Here is a 17636-nt window from a genome sequence, read left to right on the forward strand (position 1 = left end):
TCATGATGACCAAAGCGCTTGATTTTACATCCGGTTACGCTTCACGCCGCCCGCCGATGATGGGCCACAACGCCGTTGCCACTTCGCAGCCGCTGGCGGCGCAGGCGGGAATGAAAATGCTGCAGCTGGGTGGTAATGCCGTCGATGCGGCCATTGCCACCGCCATGGCGCTGACCGTTGTTGAGCCGACCGGCAACGGCATCGGCAGCGACGCCTTTGCCATCGTCTGGGACGGTGAAAAACTTCACGGCCTGAACGCGTCCGGGCGCTCGCCGGCCAGCTGGCATGCGGATCTGTTTGCCGGTAAAAGCGCAGTGCCGGAAATCGGCTGGGACGCGGTGACGGTGCCGGGTGCGGTGTCGGGCTGGGTGGCCCTGGCGGAACGCTTCGGCACGCTGCCGCTGACCACGCTGGCGCAGCCTGCGATTGACTACGCGCGCAACGGCTTCCCGGTCTCGCCGCTGATTGGTCATCTCTGGCAGCGCGGCTATAACAAGCTGAAAGATCAGCCTGGCTTTAGCGCCTGCTTCGCGCCGGAAGGCCGCGCCCCGCGCGTGGGGGAGATCTTCCGTAATCCAGCGCAGGCTCATTCGCTGGAGCTGATTGCCAAAACCAACGGTGAAGCCTTTTACCGTGGTGAGCTGGCGCAGAAAATCGCCGCCTTCGCCCAGGAGCACGGCGCGCACCTGTCAGCGGAAGATCTGGCAAACCATCGCGTGGACTGGGTTGACCTGCTGTCGCGCGACTTCGCGGGCGGCTCGGTACAGGAGCTGCCGCCAAACGGGCAGGGGATCGCCACGCTGATTGCACTCGGTATTCTGGAGCAGTGCGGCATTGAGAAACATCATCCGGACTCCGTGCAGTCTCTGCACTTATCCATTGAAGCCATGAAGCTGGCGCTGGCGGATCTCGACCGCTACGTGGCGGATGAAGAACATATGGAGTTCGCAGCAAAAGAGCTGCTGAGCGACCACTATCTGAAGTCGCGTGCGGCGCTTATCGATCGCGATAACGCCTCTGACTTTGTGTACGGTTCACCGACGCAGAGCGGCACGGTCTACATCAGCACCGCGGACGCCAGCGGGATGATGGTTTCGTTTATCCAGTCCAACTTTATGGGCTTCGGTTCAGGCATTGTGGTGCCGGATACCGGAATCAGCCTGCAAAACCGCGGCTGCGGCTTTGTGCTCGATCCCAAACACCCGAACGCGCTGGCGGGCAGCAAGCGTCCTTTCCACACCATCATTCCGGGCTTTGCGATGGACGGCAACGGCCAGCCGCTGATGTCCTTCGGCGTGATGGGCGGCCCGATGCAGGCGCAGGGGCATATGCAGATGGCGCTGCGCATTATGCTGCACGGGCAAAACCCGCAGGCGGCCATCGACGCGCCGCGCTGGCGCGTGGTGCAGGGCAGGGAAGTGATTGTTGAATCGACGTTCGATCGCAACACCATTGCCGCGCTGCGCGAGCGCGGGCATCAGATCGTGGTGGAAGATCCGCTCCAGGATTACAACTTCGGCGGTGCGCAGGTGATCTATCGTATGCCGGAAGGGCACTACGTGGCCGCGACGGAAAGCCGCAAGGACGGGCAGGCGTTAGTGAGTTAAAAGAAGCGAGCAACATTGGTAGGCCGGGTAAGGCGTAGCCGCCACCCGGCATTTTTTCACCCAATGCTAAACGGATCCGCATCCTGCCAGGCCGGAAACTTCTCCCGATACTCCTTCAGCGCCGTCAACGACAGCTCCGCATCAATGCGCGTCGCCTGATGCGGCTCGGCGGTGGCGATGATCTCGCCCTGCGGGTTCACCACCCGGCTGTCGCCGCGATAGTGGTGGCCGTTGCCGTCCGTCCCCACGCGGTTACAGCCCACCACGTACGCCTGGTTCTCAATCGCGCGAGCCACCAGCAGCGCCTGCCAGTGCAGCGAGCGCGGCGCGGGCCAGTTGGCGACGTACAGCGCCAGGTCGTAATCGTTGCGGTTGCGCGACCATACCGGGAAGCGCAGGTCGTAGCAGACCAGCGGCAGGATGCGCCAGCCGCGCCACTCGAACACCACGCGTTCGTTACCGGCTTCATAATGATGATGTTCATCGGCCATGCGGAACAGGTGGCGTTTATCGTAAAAATGCACCTTTCCTTCCGGCTCAACCAGCAGGAAGCGGTTCACCGGGCCGCGTTCCGTCTGCAGTGCGGCGCTCCCGGCGATCAGCGCGTTGGTTTGCTGCGCTTTGGCATGCATCCAGGCGACCACCTCTTCCTGGGGCATCGACTGTTTCGCCGCTTCCATCGCGAAGCCGGTGGTAAACATCTCCGGCAGGACAATCACATCTCGCCCGGTAATCTCTTCCAGTTGACGATCAAAGTGGCGCAGGTTGGCAGGGCCATCCATCCACACTAAAGGCTGCTGCAAAATCGAAATCTTCAAACCAGGCACGATACAGACTCCTCAAACGACCCCTTTTTGACACTGTAGCACGTCATTACGAGAAAATGTGGCAATAAAAAACCCCGCACCGGGCGGGGTTTGTCAGAGCGAAGCGGGTTATGCCGCTTCAGGTTTGCGGTGCTTCTCCGGCAGCTTTACCGGCTGCGTCGCCAGCTCTTCCGGTTCGAAATCATCCACGTTAATACTGCGCAGACGGCTCTCTTCGGCTTTCACCAGCAGCGCAGCTTCGTCGTTATTGATAATGCCACCGGCCAGCGCCTGTTTCGCCAGTTCGTCCAGACGGGTAAACGGCAGGTTTTTACCCAGCTGTTTGCAGATTTTCTGGTGAATCGGGTCGGCGGCCATCACGTCCAGCAGCGCCTCTTCCAGCAGGCCCACCGGGTTATGCGGCGTTGGTGCCAGATACTGACCGCGGCCAATGCGGGAGCGGGTGGCGCTCGGAACCTGCAGGATCTTCGCCACTTTGTGGTCCAGCTTGTCGGACGGCGCCAGATGATGACGTCCGGTCGGGAAGATCACTACGCGCAGAGCGCCAGCCACGAAGCGGTTCGGGAAGTTCGCCAGCAGGTCGTCAATCGCCTGTTCCGCCTGATACATCGCATCCTGCACGCCCCAGTGCACCAGCGGCAGATCCGCTTCCTGACGGCCTTCGTCGTCGTAGCGTTTCAGCACCGCAGAGGCCAGGAAGATCTGGCTCAGCACGTCGCCCAGACGGGCGGAGATACGCTCGCGACGCTTCAGGCTACCGCCCAGCACCGCCATGGAAACATCAGACAGCAGAGCCAGGTTGGCGCTCAGACGGTTCAGATGCTGGTAGTAACGTTTGGTCGCATCGCCGGTTGGCGTCGCGCTGGTCAGGCCGCGCGTCAGGCCTAGCCAGAAGCTCCGCACCTTGTTACTGCCCACGTGACCGATATGTTTGAACAGCAGCTTGTCGAAGGCGTCCACGTCGTTATTCTGCGCAGCGGCCATCTCTTCCAGCACGTACGGATGGCAGCGAATCGCACCCTGGCCGAAGATCATCATGCTGCGGGTCAGGATGTTGGCCCCTTCCACGGTGATGGCAATCGGTGCGCCCTGATAGCCGCGCGCCAGGAAGTTGCCTTCGCCGAGCATAATACCTTTACCGCCCGCGATATCCATCGCGTCAATGATCGACTGCTGCGCGCGGTGGGTACAGTGGTACTTCACAATCGCGGACAGCACGGCCGGTTTTTCGCCCAGCATGATGCCATAGGTAATCAGGGATGCAGCGGCGTCCATCACGTAGGCGTTGCCCGCGATGCGCGCCAGCGGCTCTTCGATACCTTCCATCTTGCCAATGGAGATTTTGAACTGACGGCGAATGTGGGCATAAGCGCCAATTCCCATCGCGACGGACTTCAGGCCACCGGTTGAGTTCGACGGCAGGGTAATACCGCGACCCACCGACAGACATTCCACCAGCATGCGCCAGCCCTGACCGGCCATTTTCGGGCCGCCGATGATGTAGTCAATCGGCACGAAGATATCCTGGCCGCGGGTCGGGCCGTTCTGGAACGGCACGTTCAGCGGGAAGTGACGACGGCCAATTTCAACGCCCGGCGTCGAGGTTGGGATCAGCGCGCAGGTAATGCCCAGATCCTCTTCACCGCCCAGCAGTTTTTCCGGGTCGGAGAGCTTAAAGGCCAGGCCCAGCACGGTGGCGATAGGCGCCAGGGTGATATAGCGTTTGTTCCAGGTCAGGCGCATGCCCAGCACCTGCTGGCCCTGCCACTCGCCCATACAGACCACGCCGGTATCCGGGATTGCGCCTGCATCGGAGCCTGCTTCCGGGCTGGTCAGCGCGAAGCACGGGATTTCCTGACCGCGCGCCAGTCGCGGCAGATAGTGATCTTTCTGCTCTTCCGTACCGTAATGCTGCAGCAGTTCGCCCGGGCCTAAGGAGTTCGGTACGCCGACGGTAATCGCCAGGATCCCGGAAACGCCCGCCAGCTTTTGCAGCACGCGAGCCTGCGCGTAAGCGGAGAACTCAAGACCGCCGTACTCTTTCTTAATGATCATCGCGAAGAAGCGATGCTCTTTCAGGTACGCCCACAGCTCCGGCGGCAGGTCGGCCATTTCGTGGGTGATAGCAAAGTCGTTCGCCATGCGGCACGCTTCTTCCACCGGGCCGTCAATAAAGGCCTGTTCTTCGGCGGTCAGGCGCGGCTGCGGATAGTTGTGCAGCTTTTTCCAGTCCGGGTTACCCTGGAACAGGTCGCCTTCCCACCAGGTGGTGCCCGCATCAATCGCTTCTTTCTCGGTGCGCGACATCGGCGGCATCACTTTGCGGAAGCCTTTAAATACTGGCGCGGAGATCATTGACTTACGCATCGGGGCCAGGTTAAACGGCAGCAGAATGATGGCAAGAGGGACCAAAATCCAGATATTCCAGAGACCTGCGACGCCAAGCGCAGCCGTCCAGGCCAGAAGAATCAGGCTGCTCAGGAATAAACTGACGCGGTGATAAAACAACACACCGAGCAGTACAACGGTTGCGAGAATGCTCAAAATCATCATAAAGAAAAGCTCCCTTGCTTGTAGGAGGTCTGACCACTTGTGATGATATGGTTGTAGTTGATGTGAATTCCTTTAGCAATGTGTTTACAAAATAATTACAACCTGGTTCACATTGTTCGCGTTTTCGCCGGCACAAAAAATCAAAACGCCGGACGATTCGCATGGCTTTAGCTTCTCGCTTTTCCCGCTATCCGGTACACTCCACTGTGTTATTTCATCAATACTGAAGGATTATCCTCATGTACCAGGATCTTATTCGTAACGAACTGAACGAAGCGGCGGAAACGCTGGCGAACTTTCTGAAAGATGATGCCAATATTCACGCTATTCAGCGCGCGGCGGTCCTGCTGGCCGACAGTTTTAAGGCCGGTGGCAAAGTGCTCTCCTGCGGTAACGGCGGTTCCCACTGTGACGCCATGCACTTCGCCGAAGAGCTGACCGGACGCTATCGCGAAAACCGTCCGGGCTACCCGGCGATTGCGATTTCCGACGTGAGCCACATCTCCTGCGTAGGCAACGACTTCGGTTACGACCACATCTTTTCCCGCTACGTTGAGGCAGTAGGCCGTGAAGGCGACGTGCTGCTGGGTATCTCTACCTCCGGTAACTCCGCGAACGTGATCAAAGCGATCGCCGCCGCGCGTGAAAAAGGGATGAAGGTCATCACCCTGACCGGGAAAGATGGCGGTAAGATGGACGGTACGGCGGATATCGAAATTCGCGTTCCGCACTTCGGCTATGCTGATCGCGTTCAGGAAATTCACATCAAAGTGATCCACATCCTGATCCAGCTGATCGAAAAAGAGATGGTTAAGTAAGACTTCGCTGGGGGGCATATCCCCAATGGATTTCGAGTTGCACTGCGGCGGCAACTGAGTGAATCCCCAGGAGCTTACATAAGTAAGTGACTGGGGTGAGCGAAGGCAGCCAACAAAAGTGCAGCTTGAAAGACGAGGGGGCTGCCCCCCGCTGTTGTGGAGGTGTTGTATGTGCGAACTGCTCGGGATGAGCGCCAATGTGCCAACCGATATCTGCTTTAGCTTCACCGGGCTGGTTCAGCGCGGTGGGGGAACCGGGCCGCATAAAGACGGCTGGGGCATCACCTTCTACGAAGGCAAAGGGTGTCGCACGTTCAAAGATCCACAGCCCAGTTTTAACTCACCGATTGCCAAACTGGTGCAGGACTATCCCATTAAATCCTGTTCGGTGATCGCGCATATTCGCCAGGCAAACCGCGGCGAAGTTGCGCTGGAAAATACCCATCCCTTTACCCGCGAGCTGTGGGGCCGTAACTGGACCTACGCGCACAACGGGCAGCTTACGGGCTATAAATCTCTGGAAACGGGCAACTTCCGCCCGGTGGGCGAAACGGACAGCGAGAAGGCCTTCTGCTGGCTGCTGCATAAGCTGACGGAACGTTATCCGCGCACGCCCGGCAATATGGCCGCCGTATTCAAATACATCGCGACGCTGGCAGCCGAATTGCGTGAAAAAGGCGTGTTTAACATGCTGTTGTCTGACGGACGCTACGTGATGGCGTTCTGCTCGACGAATCTCTTCTGGATCACGCGCCGTGCGCCGTTTGGCGTCGCTACGCTGCTCGATCAGGATGTGGAGATAGATTTTCAGAAAGAGACCACACCGAACGATGTGGTCACCGTTATTGCAACGCAGCCGCTGACGGGCAACGAAACCTGGCAAAAGATTATGCCAGGCGAGTGGGTGCTATTTTGTCTCGGGGACCGTGTAATTTGACGCCAGCTGCGGGTGGACGACTTCGTGGCTCAGCGGTTTGCTGACCACGTAACGGCCATCGACGATAGAGACTACCGGCGGCTTGTGGGTCTGCTCAAAGTAGTCATAACCCGGCTTCAGCTGTTTCCAGAAATCGGCGTAGTAAGAGTACTTATGGCGCGCCATATTGGCATCGGTCATGCGGAACGGATAGATACTGACCTGAACGTTAGGCTGCCCAAAGACCAGTGCGCCGGTTACGAACTGGAAAATCTCATCAATGCCGGAGTCGGTCATCGCGTAGCAGCCGACAGACACGCAGGCACCGTGGATCATCAGGTATTTCCCTTCATAACCGTGAGCACGGTCATAGGCGTTCGGGAAACCGATGTTGATGGCTTTATAGAAGCGGCTATCCGGTTTTAACTGGTTACGCTGAACGTTGTAAAAACCTTCCGGGCTTTTGAAATCGCCCTGACGCTGTTTCGGGCCCAGCCCGCCGGAATAGTTACAAATTTTGTAGCTATCAAGCAGCTGATATGTTTCGCCCATTTTTACAAACAGATCGAGCGTGCGCTCTTCCTTGAAGATCTGAATATAAACCGGGGATCCCATTAACTGCTGTTTATATTCTTTGCTGATCGGCGTGGTGGAGCTGTTGCTGCTGAGCAGCCCGGCAAACGACATGCACGGAATCAGAAGCATCGCAATGAACAATGCGATTTTACGCATACTACAAATTCCTTGATAAAACCTGGACTAACTTGCCAGGACGGCAAAAGAGACCCGAAATCAGATTATTCTGTTAGGTGCGCTCACATTAGCACCGCTATAGATTTTCGCAAGAGCCGGGCGGTGAGTTTACAAATTAGTTTTACTTTATAAACCATCAAAAACGTGCTGGCTCCAGGAACTTTGCGTAATAGCTCGCATTTTGGCGCGCCCGACGGTGGATCCCCTGCCCGAGAGAAGGGGAAAATGTTACACTTTGCGCCCACTGGATTGTTGTTTATGGAAACCTGCTAACCACATGTTTAAAATAAAAAAAGGACTTAATTTGCCGATTGCAGGCGTGCCTGAGCAGCACGTCTCGTGTGGCGCAAGCGTCCGTCATGTCGCAATTTTAGGTGACGATTATCTGGGAATGCGTCCTTCAATGCTGGTGCAGGAGGGCGATCGCGTGATCAAAGGGCAGGCGCTCTTTGAAGACAAAAAAAATCCTGGCGTCATGTTCACGGCCCCCGCCAGCGGCACCGTGGTAGCGATCAACCGCGGCGAGCGTCGCGTGCTGCAGTCGGTGGTAATTCGCATTGAAGGCGATGAACAGCGTGAGTTTGCTCGTTATGATGCGGCAGACCTCGCGACGCTTAGCCGCGAAGATGTGCAGGCTCAGCTGCTCGCGTCCGGCCTGTGGACGGCGCTGCGTACGCGTCCTTTCAGCAAATCACCTGTCCCTGATACCGCCCCGGCTGCCATTTTCGTGACGGCCATCGACACCAACCCGCTCAGCGCAGACCCGCAGCCTATTATTTTGGCGCAGCGTAAAGCCTTTGATGCCGGGCTGACCGTTCTGACTCGCCTGACGCCCGGAAAAGTGCACGTTTGCCAGGCCAGCGGCGGCAAGCTTGGCGGCCATCCGCAGGGGCAGGTTACGTTTAATGAATTTTCCGGCCCGCATCCGGCGGGTCTGGTCGGGACCCATATCCACTTCCTTGAGCCGGTAAGCCTTAAAAAACAGGTCTGGCACCTTAATTATCAGGATGTCATTGCCATCGGTAAACTCTTTACTAGGGGTGAACTCTGCGCTGAACGGATTATCGCTATCGGCGGGCCGCAGGCCGCAAACCCGCGTCTGGTTAAGACGCTTCTGGGAGCAGACATTAATGAACTGCTGGCAGGGGAACAGAAAGAGGGTGAAAACCGCCTCATTTCCGGTTCGGTACTCAGCGGCCGCCGCGCTGTCAATGCGCACGCGTACCTGGGACGTTTCCATCTTCAGGTGAGCGTCGTTCTTGAAGGGCGTGAGAAAGAGCTGTTCGGCTGGGTTCTGCCTGGCGCAGAAAAATACTCCGTCACCCGCACCACGCTTGGCCACTTTCTGCGTCATAAGCTCTTTAACTTCTCTACCAGCACAAACGGCGGCGAGCGCGCGATGGTTCCGATTGGCAACTACGAACGTGTAATGCCGCTGGATATTCTGCCTACCGTGCTGCTGCGCGATCTTCTGGCAGGCGATACCGACGGCGCGCAGGCGCTCGGTTGCCTGGAACTGGATGAAGAAGATCTGGCGCTCTGTACCTATGTGTGTCCGGGTAAATACGAATATGGACCCGTATTGCGCGAGGTGTTAACCCGCATTGAGCAGGAAGGATAACCATGGGCTTAAAACACCTCTTCGAAAAAATTGAGCCGCATTTTACCGAGGGTAAACTGAAGAAGTACTACCCGCTGTATGAAGCGACGACGACTATTTTCTACACTCCGGGTCTGGTGACGAAAGGTGCAGCGCACGTTCGCGATGCCATCGACCTGAAACGCATGATGATCCTGGTGTGGTTTGCGGTTTTCCCGGCCATGTTCTGGGGCATGTACAACGTTGGTCTGCAAACCATTCCGGCGCTGCATCATATGTACGACGCTCAGCAGCTGGCGCAGGTGATCCAGTCTGACTGGCACTATCGTCTGGCGCAGTCACTGGGCGTCAGCTTTGCGGCTGATGCAGGCTGGGTCAGCATGATGACGCTGGGGGCCGTCTTCTTCCTGCCGATCTACATGACCGTCTTTATCGTGGGCGGCTTCTGGGAAGTGCTGTTCGCCATCATCCGCAAACACGAGATCAACGAAGGCTTCTTTGTTACCTCCATTCTGTTTGCGCTGATTGTTCCGCCGACTCTGCCGCTCTGGCAGGCGGCGATGGGGATCAGCTTTGGCGTGGTGATTGCCAAAGAGATTTTCGGCGGCACCGGTCGTAACTTCCTCAACCCGGCGCTGGCGGGGCGTGCGTTCCTGTTCTTTGCTTACCCCGCGCAGATTTCGGGCGACCTGGTGTGGACGGCAGCAGACGGATTCTCCGGCGCGACGCCACTTTCACAGTGGGCGGCAGGCGGCGGTGAAACGCTGGTCAACAATGCTACCGGCCAGCCCGTAACCTGGTTCGACGCGTTTCTTGGCAACATTCCGGGCTCCATTGGCGAAGTATCTACCCTGATGATTTTGATCGGCGGGGCCATCATCCTCTTTGGCCGCGTGGCCTCCTGGCGCATCGTCGCGGGCGTTATGCTCGGCATGGTGCTTACCGCCACGCTGTTCAACCTCATTGGTTCAGACACGAACCCGATGTTCTCCATGCCGTGGTACTGGCACCTGGTGCTGGGAGGTTTTGCGTTTGGCATGATGTTCATGGCCACCGATCCCGTCTCGGCTTCCTTTACCGACAGGGGGAAATGGTGTTACGGCGCGCTCATTGGCGTGATGTGTGTACTGATTCGCGTGGTCAACCCGGCCTATCCGGAAGGGATGATGTTGGCCATTCTGTTTGCCAACCTGTTTGCGCCGCTGTTCGACTACCTGGTCGTGCGCGCCAACATTAAGCGGAGGAAGGCGCGTGGCTGAGGTTAAAAATAACGACAGCATCAGCAAAACGCTGCTGGTGGTTTTGGTACTGTGTCTGGTCTGTTCCATCGTGGTTGCCGGTTCCGCCGTAGGGTTGAAACCGCTGCAGCAGGAACAGCGCGCGCTGGATAAACAGCGTAACATCCTGGCCGTTGCCGGGCTGATGCAGGAAGGCATGACGAAGGACGACGTCGCTGCCGTGTTTGCTGAACGCATTACCGCACGGCTGGTGGATTTAAAAACCGGCGAGCTGATGGATAAAGACCCGGCGAAATATAACCAGGCGCTGGCATTAAAGGATCCGCAGATGAGCACCGTGCTTGACGCCTCGCAGGATCCGGCTGGCATTAAGCGCCGCAGCAATGTGGCGGAGATTTACCTCGTTCGTGACGAGCAGAAGCGCATACAGGAAATCGTGTTGCCCATCTACGGCAACGGCTTATGGTCAATGATGTATGCGTTTGTGGCACTGGATACCGATGGCCGCACGGTCAAAGGTATTACTTATTACGATCAGGGCGAAACGCCGGGGCTGGGTGGCGAAGTGGAAAATCCTAACTGGCGTGCGCAGTTTATCGGTAAAAAAGTGCTCAATGATAACGGTCAGCCTGCGCTGAAGGTGGTGAAAGGAGGCGCGCGTCCTGGGGATGAATTTGCCGTGGACGGTCTTTCCGGCGCCACACTCACCTCTAACGGGGTGCAGCACAGTTTTGATTTCTGGATGGGTGAACTGGGCTTTGGTCCCTTCCTGAAGAACGTACGTGAAGGAGCGCTGAACAATGGCTGATACGGGTGAACTGAAAGAAGTTAAAAAGGTGCTGATTGGCCCACTTTTAGCCAATAACCCGATAACCCTGCAGGTGCTGGGTGTGTGCTCGGCTCTGGCGGTAACGACCAAGCTGGAAACGGCGGTGGTGATGACGCTGGCGGTAACGCTGGTGACCGCGTTTTCCAGCATGTTTATCTCGATGATCCGCCACCACATCCCCAACAGCGTGAGGATCATCGTGCAGATGGCGATCATCGCCTCGCTGGTGATCGTGGTCGATCAGCTGCTGCGCGCTTTCGCCTACGAAACCTCGAAGCAGCTTTCGGTGTTTGTCGGCCTGATTATCACCAACTGCATCGTGATGGGGCGCGCTGAAGCCTACGCCATGAAAATGCCGCCGCTGGCGAGCTTTATGGACGGTATCGGCAACGGCCTGGGCTACGGCGTGATCCTCCTGACGGTCGGTTTCCTGCGCGAGCTGATTGGCAGCGGCAAGCTGTTTGGCGTTCAGGTGCTGGATACGGTACAGAACGGCGGCTGGTATCTGCCGAACGGCCTGTTCCTGCTGGCCCCAAGCGCATTTTTCATTATCGGTTTGCTGATCTGGCTGATTCGTACGCTGAAGCCTGAGCAGCAGGAAAAGGAGTAACCGACAATGGCTCATTACCTGAGTTTATTTGTGCGCGCGGTGTTTGTTGAAAACATGGCGCTCGCCTTCTTCCTGGGCATGTGTACGTTCCTTGCCGTCTCTAAAAAGGTCTCGACGGCATTTGGCCTGGGCGTGGCGGTCACCGTTGTGCTGGGGCTTTCGGTTCCGATTAACAACCTGGTGTTCAACTTCGTGCTGCGGGACGGCGCGCTGGTGGAAGGCGTAGATCTTAGCTTCCTGAACTTCATCACCTTCATCGGGGTGATTGCGGCGCTGGTACAAATCCTGGAGATGATCCTCGATAAGTATTTCCCGTCGCTGTACAACGCGCTGGGGATCTTCCTGCCGTTGATCGCGGTGAACTGCGCCATCTTCGGTGGCGTCTCGTTTATGGTTCAGCGCGATTACAACTTCAGTGAATCGGTGGTGTACGGCTTCGGTTCCGGTATCGGCTGGATGCTGGCGATTGTCACCATGGCGGGGATCCGTGAAAAAATGAAATATGCCAACGTGCCCGCTGGGCTGCGTGGCTTAGGGATCACCTTTATCACCACCGGCCTGATGGCGTTGGGCTTTATGTCCTTCTCCGGTGTGCAGCTATAAGGGCTAACAGATGGAAATTATTCTTGGCGTGGTGATGTTCACGCTGATAGTACTGGTGCTGTCAGGGCTGATTCTGGCGGCGCGCGCAAAGCTGGTTAATTCCGGGGATGTGATCATTGATATCAATGACGATCCGCAGAACCAGATCCGCACTCCGGCAGGGGACAAATTGCTTAATACGCTCTCGGGCAACGGGATTTTTGTCTCGTCAGCCTGCGGTGGAGGCGGCTCATGCGGGCAGTGCCGTGTGACGGTGAAAGAGGGGGGCGGTGATATTCTGCCTACTGAACTGTCGCATATCACGAAGCGTGAAGCGAAAGAGGGTTGCCGTCTGGCGTGTCAGGTCGCGGTGCGCCAGAACATGAAGATTGAGCTGCCGGAAGAGATCTTCGGCGTGAAAAAATGGGAGTGCGAGGTTATCTCGAACGATAACAAAGCCACGTTCATTAAAGAGCTTAAGCTACGTGTCCCTGAAGGGGAGAGCGTCCCGTTCCGTGCAGGCGGGTATATCCAGATTGAGTGTCCGGCGTACACCGTGGCGTATGCGGACTTCGACGTGCCCGATGAGTACCGGGCCGACTGGGATAAATTTAATCTCTTCCGCTTTGTTTCCGAGGTAAAAGAGCCCGCGCTGCGCGCCTATTCCATGGCTAACTACCCGGAAGAGAAGGGCATTATCATGCTCAACGTGCGTATCGCCACGCCGCCGCCAAACGTGCCTGACGCGCCGCCTGGCGTGATGTCGTCGTATATCTGGTCCCTTAAGCCAGGCGACAAAGTGACGATCTCCGGTCCGTTTGGCGAGTTTTTTGCTAAAGATACCGACGCCGAAATGGTCTTTATCGGCGGCGGTGCGGGTATGGCCCCTATGCGCTCGCACATCTTTGATCAGCTCAAGCGTCTCGGCAGCAAGCGTAAAATCAGCTTCTGGTACGGTGCGCGCTCGCTGCGCGAAATGTTCTACGACGATGAATTTGAACAGCTGGCGCGTGAGAATCCGAACTTTACCTTCCACGTGGCGCTCTCCGATCCGCAGCCGGAAGATAACTGGACGGGCTATACGGGCTTCATTCACAACGTGCTGTATGAAAACTACCTCAAACAGCACCCGGCTCCGGAAGACTGCGAGTTCTATATGTGTGGTCCGCCAATGATGAACGCCGCCGTGATTAAGATGCTCAAAGATCTCGGCGTGGAAGATGAAAACATCCTCCTTGATGATTTCGGAGGCTGATTATGTTGACCTTTCTGGCAACCTTTGCGGTATTTTTGCTGGTGGTGTTCGGTATGTCTTTAGGCTGGATCATCAAGCGTAAAAGCATTCAGGGCAGCTGTGGAGGTATCTCTTCCATCGGAATGGAAAAGGTGTGCGACTGCCCCGAACCGTGCGATGCGCGTAAAAAGCGCATGGCACGGGACCAGCAGAGGATCATCTAGGAAAAGGCCGCTTCGTGCGGCCTTTATCATTTATTTTGCCCAGCTTTTGGCTTTGGCTGGTGAGTCTACAAGAACCCCTTCGGCACCCAGTGTTTTCGCCTTCTGGTAATCCTCTTCAGAGTTCACGCCGATAAAAATCAGATGGGCATTGCCCTGAGAGCGGAAGCAGTCAACGGCCTCTTTGTCCCAAGTTAATGTTGCAGGAGAGACACCTTCGCCTAAGGTGAATTTCTCGACCACTTCTACTTTTCGGTTTAACTCAAGCCCATACCAGTAATCGTCCATTTTTTGTGAAGGAGGCAGACATTCATGGCTCAACGAAATCGTGGCCAGACGCGTTCGGGTTTCGCTGCGCGTGACAAAGCGGGGGATTTCGACAGGCAATGCTTCCATATAGCGATCTTCGGTTGAATAAACGCGAACGCGATTCAGGCTGTTGGTCTCTTTCAATACGTTAAGCAGCGCGTTGCCCATGGTCGCCGGATCGGCATCCGGCGATTTGATGTCAATGAAAAAACGCGTATCTGGCCAGGCGCTCAGCACCGACTTCAGCGTCGGTATCGGGGAATTAAGCAGGCTTTCCGGCAGGCCCTTATCTTTCCACTTCACGCTGGCATCCGCTTTTGCCAGTTCTTCAGCGGTATACTGTGACACCTTTCCCTGCAGATTGGTTAACGCTTTCAGATCGGCAGGTCGATAGAGAACCGGTACGCCATCCCGACTGAGCTGCACGGTTATCCAGACGATATCTGTTTTGTTTTCGAGGGCGAGCTTAATGGCTGGCAGGGTATTTTCAGGTGCATCCGCAGTCCCGCCCCGGTGGGCAACGATCGCAGGGCTAGCAGATGCAGCACTCGCCAGAAACAGTAACGAAATCGAGAGAATTTTCTTCATGAATAATTACGCTCCATTGATTTTCTAAATGTATGTATATAAAGGTTTTATTACGAATGTTTGTAACACGTTTATATGACAACCGTGAGTAAGGAAAATAGCTGACGCATTTTTTGCCTTTTGTTATACTGTATATAAATACATGTGTGGTATGACCGATGCGCAAAATAATCCATGTCGATATGGACTGCTTTTTTGCCGCAGTGGAGATGCGTGACAACCCGGCGCTGCGGGATATTCCCATCGCCATTGGCGGCAGCCGCGTTCAGCGCGGTGTGATCAGCACCGCCAACTATCCTGCACGCAAATTTGGCGTGCGCAGCGCCATGCCGACGGCGATGGCGCTGAAACTGTGTCCGCACCTTACTCTTTTGCCCGGGCGCTTTGACGCCTATAAAGAAGCCTCAAACCATATACGCGAAATCTTCTCCCGCTACACCTCACTGATTGAACCGCTTTCGCTGGACGAAGCCTATCTGGACGTCACCGACAGCCTGCACTGTCACGGCTCCGCTACCCTGATGGCGCAGGAGATCCGCCAGACCATTTTCAACGAGCTGAATCTCACCGCGTCGGCAGGCGTCGCGCCGGTAAAATTTCTCGCCAAAATTGCTTCCGATTTAAATAAACCCAACGGTCAGTACGTCATCACCCCTGAAGAGGTCCCGGCGTTTTTAAAAACGCTGCCGCTTGGCAAAATCCCCGGCGTAGGCAAAGTCTCCGCCGCGAAGCTGGAAAGTATGGGGTTACGCACCTGCGAAGACGTGCAGCGAAGCGACCTGGCTATGCTGCTCAAGCGCTTTGGGAAGTTTGGCCGCGTGCTGTGGGAGCGCAGTCAGGGCATTGACGACCGCGATGTAAACAACGAACGGCTTCGTAAATCGGTCGGGGTTGAGCGCACGCTGAGCGAAGACATCCATGACTGGTCGGAATGCGAAACCATTATTACGGAACAGCTCTATCCGGAGCTGGAACGACGCCTGATCAAAGTAAAGCCTGATTTACTGATTGCCCGACAGGGCATCAAGCTGAAATTTAACGACTTTCAGCAGACGACGCAGGAGCACGTCTGGCCGCGCCTGAACAAAGAAGATCTTATCGCAACGGCGAAAAAGGCGTGGGAAGAACGACGAGGCGGACGAGGGGTGAGGCTGGTGGGACTGCACGTCACGCTGCTGGATCCGCAGCTGGAGCGTCAGCTGGTTTTGGGATTGTAGATTACACTCATCGTAGGCCCGGCAAGCGTAGCGCCGCCGGGCAACAGACGAGAAATTACTTCGCAGGGATCGCCTTCAGCAGTTCCGTCAACAGCGTCCAGTAATGGCCGACGCTTTCAATATGAACCTGCTCATCCGGCGAGTGTGGACCGGTAATGGTTGGCCCGATGGAAACCATGTCCATGTCCGGATACGGCTTCTTAAACAGACCACATTCCAGACCCGCGTGGATCACCTGGATGTTCGGGGTGCTGTTGAACAGACGCTGATAAGTTTCACGCACCAGCGCCATCACCGGAGAGCTTGCATCCGGCTGCCAGCCAGGGTAGCTGCCTTTGGCGGAGGTTTTCGCGCCCGCCAGCGCACCCAGAGATTCCAGCATGCTTACTACATACTCTTTACCGCTGTCGATCAGGGAGCGGATCAGGCAGATAATTTCCGCGCTGTCGTCGCTCATGGTCACCACGCCCACGTTCAGAGAGGTTTCCACCACGCCTTTCGCCACGTCAGAGTTGCGAATCACGCCGTTTGGCGTCGCGTTCAGCAACTGAACGAAGCTGTCGCGAGACTGCGCGGTCAGGGCGGCTTTATCCGTAGACACGGATTCCAGCACCACGGTCAGGTTCTTCTCTTTCGCCGACAGTTCGTTTTTCAGGATATCCAGGTAGACGCTGGAGAGTTTTTTCAGCTCGTCCGCTTTCGCCGCTGGCACCGCCACGGTGGCAAAGGCTTCGCGTGGGATCGCGTTGCGCAGGGTGCCGCCGTTGAAGTCCACCAGACGCAGGTCCAGCTCGGCCGCGTGGCCCGCCAGGAAGCGTGCCAGCAGTTTGTTGGCATTACCCAGGCCCAGGTGAATATCACCGCCGGAGTGACCGCCTTTCAGCCCTTTCAGCGTCAGCTTGAAGGTCTGGAAGCCCGCAGGAATCGCTTCGCGTGACAGCGGCAGGGTGGAGATGAAATCAATCCCGCCCGCGCAGCCCATGTAGATCTCACCTTCTTCTTCGGAGTCGGTGTTGATCAGGATATCTGCCTGCAGCCAGTTCGCCTGCAGACCGAACGCGCCGTCCATGCCCGCTTCTTCGGTCATGGTCAGCAGCACTTCCAGCGGACCGTGTTCAACGCTGTCGTCAGCCAGCACCGCCAGCGCAGAGGCCATACCGATGCCGTTGTCCGCGCCCAGGGTGGTGCCGCGCGCTTTTACCCAGTCGCCGTCGATGTACGGCTGGATTGGGTCTTTAGTGAAGTCGTGAACGGTGTCGTTGTTTTTCTGTGGCACCATGTCCAGGTGCGCCTGCAGTACAACCGGTTTACGGTTTTCCATGCCTGCGGTAGCCGGTTTGCGGATCAGAATGTTGCCAACCTGGTCGCGCTCTGCGTGCAGACCTTTTTCCTTCGCCCAACCCATAATATGTTCGGCAAGCTGTTCTTCATGGTAGGAAGGGTGTGGAATGGAGCAAATTTTGGCAAAAATATCCCACAGCGGCTGCGGAGATAATTGAGACAGTTCAGACACGATAAGTCTCCTTGTCGAGGCGCTGCAAACAGGGTTGCAGGCCACAGGGTTAGCAGGTTAATAGTTACCACAAGACAGGCTTGCGAGATGCAACTGAGAATACCACTTTCTCTGCTGGCTGGTAGCATAAAGCATGTAAAAACTCAGGCAGGGAGCGCTAAACACTGGTTTTTAGTGCGCCAGATCTCTATAATCTCGCGCAACCTATTTCCCCCTCGAAC

The 17636-nt window shown here is 56.5% G+C and carries 16 protein-coding genes; 11 read left to right on the top strand and 5 right to left on the bottom strand.

Features of this window, described 5'->3' with window-relative positions; genetic code table 11:
- Positions 1-5: 5 nt before the first annotated feature.
- Complete coding sequence (locus tag AC2FAJ_RS15975; protein ID WP_047367565.1) at positions 6-1607, top strand: gamma-glutamyltransferase family protein; 1602 nt, start codon at positions 6-8, stop codon at positions 1605-1607.
- Between the two features lie 56 nt (positions 1608-1663).
- On the opposite strand, the gene AC2FAJ_RS15980 is transcribed toward AC2FAJ_RS15975, so the two are convergent.
- Positions 1664-2434, bottom strand: a complete 771-nt coding sequence (locus tag AC2FAJ_RS15980; RefSeq protein WP_041911141.1) for an amidohydrolase — start codon at positions 2432-2434, stop codon at positions 1664-1666.
- Positions 2435-2542: 108 nt separating this feature from the next.
- Positions 2543-4987 (bottom strand): acyl-CoA dehydrogenase FadE, encoded by a 2445-nt coding sequence (gene fadE / locus AC2FAJ_RS15985; protein ID WP_028012072.1) that lies wholly within the window; start codon positions 4985-4987, stop codon positions 2543-2545.
- A gap of 239 nt (positions 4988-5226) precedes the next feature.
- On the opposite strand from fadE, the gene lpcA reads away from it, so the two are divergent.
- Together lpcA and AC2FAJ_RS15995 are read left to right on the top strand one after the other, a co-directional pair.
- On the top strand, positions 5227-5805 hold the full coding sequence (gene lpcA, locus AC2FAJ_RS15990; RefSeq protein WP_003863232.1) for a D-sedoheptulose 7-phosphate isomerase: 579 nt from the start codon (positions 5227-5229) through the stop codon (positions 5803-5805).
- 169 nt (positions 5806-5974) lie between these two features.
- Complete coding sequence (locus AC2FAJ_RS15995; protein ID WP_028012073.1) at positions 5975-6742, top strand: class II glutamine amidotransferase; 768 nt, start codon at positions 5975-5977, stop codon at positions 6740-6742.
- Here AC2FAJ_RS15995 and dpaA read toward each other — a convergent pair.
- Positions 6713-7453: a peptidoglycan meso-diaminopimelic acid protein amidase gene (gene dpaA, locus AC2FAJ_RS16000; protein ID WP_041911140.1), complete on the bottom strand. Its 741-nt coding sequence runs from the start codon at positions 7451-7453 to the stop codon at positions 6713-6715. The two genes, AC2FAJ_RS15995 and dpaA, sit on opposite strands and share 30 nt — an antisense overlap.
- Before the next feature lie 298 nt (positions 7454-7751).
- Between dpaA and AC2FAJ_RS16005 the strand changes: the two genes are divergently transcribed.
- From AC2FAJ_RS16005 to nqrM, 7 genes are read left to right on the top strand one after another with little or no spacing between them, the layout of a single operon-like run.
- Entirely contained in the window at positions 7752-9095 is a 1344-nt protein-coding gene (locus tag AC2FAJ_RS16005; protein WP_041911139.1) for a Na(+)-translocating NADH-quinone reductase subunit A, read from the top strand.
- Between the two features lie 2 nt (positions 9096-9097).
- Positions 9098-10333: an NADH:ubiquinone reductase (Na(+)-transporting) subunit B gene (locus tag AC2FAJ_RS16010; protein WP_028012076.1), complete on the top strand. Its 1236-nt coding sequence runs from the start codon at positions 9098-9100 to the stop codon at positions 10331-10333.
- Positions 10326-11120, top strand: a complete 795-nt coding sequence (locus tag AC2FAJ_RS16015) for a Na(+)-translocating NADH-quinone reductase subunit C (protein WP_041911137.1) — start codon at positions 10326-10328, stop codon at positions 11118-11120. Before AC2FAJ_RS16010 ends, AC2FAJ_RS16015 begins: the two co-directional genes overlap by 8 nt.
- Positions 11113-11751, top strand: a complete 639-nt coding sequence (locus AC2FAJ_RS16020) for an NADH:ubiquinone reductase (Na(+)-transporting) subunit D (protein ID WP_028012078.1) — start codon at positions 11113-11115, stop codon at positions 11749-11751. Before AC2FAJ_RS16015 ends, AC2FAJ_RS16020 begins: the two co-directional genes overlap by 8 nt.
- 6 nt (positions 11752-11757) lie before the next feature.
- The gene (gene nqrE / locus AC2FAJ_RS16025) at positions 11758-12354 is read left to right on the top strand and encodes an NADH:ubiquinone reductase (Na(+)-transporting) subunit E (RefSeq protein WP_003863217.1); all 597 of its coding nucleotides are present in this window, start codon (positions 11758-11760) and stop codon (positions 12352-12354) included.
- 10 nt (positions 12355-12364) lie between these two features.
- Positions 12365-13588, top strand: coding sequence for an NADH:ubiquinone reductase (Na(+)-transporting) subunit F (gene nqrF / locus AC2FAJ_RS16030; protein WP_041911136.1), 1224 nt, complete (start codon positions 12365-12367; stop codon positions 13586-13588).
- 2 nt (positions 13589-13590) lie between these two features.
- Positions 13591-13791 carry a (Na+)-NQR maturation NqrM gene (gene nqrM / locus AC2FAJ_RS16035; protein ID WP_041911135.1) on the top strand — a complete coding sequence of 67 codons (201 nt, stop codon included), beginning with the start codon at positions 13591-13593 and terminating at the stop codon, positions 13789-13791.
- A gap of 30 nt (positions 13792-13821) precedes the next feature.
- Here nqrM and AC2FAJ_RS16040 read toward each other — a convergent pair whose 3' ends face one another.
- Positions 13822-14685, bottom strand: coding sequence for a glycerophosphodiester phosphodiesterase family protein (locus AC2FAJ_RS16040; protein ID WP_188245851.1), 864 nt, complete (start codon positions 14683-14685; stop codon positions 13822-13824).
- Positions 14686-14843: 158 nt separating this feature from the next.
- On the opposite strand from AC2FAJ_RS16040, the gene dinB reads away from it, so the two are divergent.
- Positions 14844-15902: a DNA polymerase IV gene (gene dinB, locus AC2FAJ_RS16045; RefSeq protein ID WP_041911133.1), complete on the top strand. Its 1059-nt coding sequence runs from the start codon at positions 14844-14846 to the stop codon at positions 15900-15902.
- Between the two features lie 55 nt (positions 15903-15957).
- Here dinB and pepD read toward each other — a convergent pair whose 3' ends face one another.
- Positions 15958-17415 carry a cytosol nonspecific dipeptidase gene (gene pepD, locus AC2FAJ_RS16050; RefSeq protein ID WP_045630671.1) on the bottom strand — a complete coding sequence of 486 codons (1458 nt, stop codon included), beginning with the start codon at positions 17413-17415 and terminating at the stop codon, positions 15958-15960.
- Positions 17416-17636: the final 221 nt, after the last annotated feature.

The organism is Enterobacter cloacae complex sp. 385G4 (assembly GCF_057320665.1).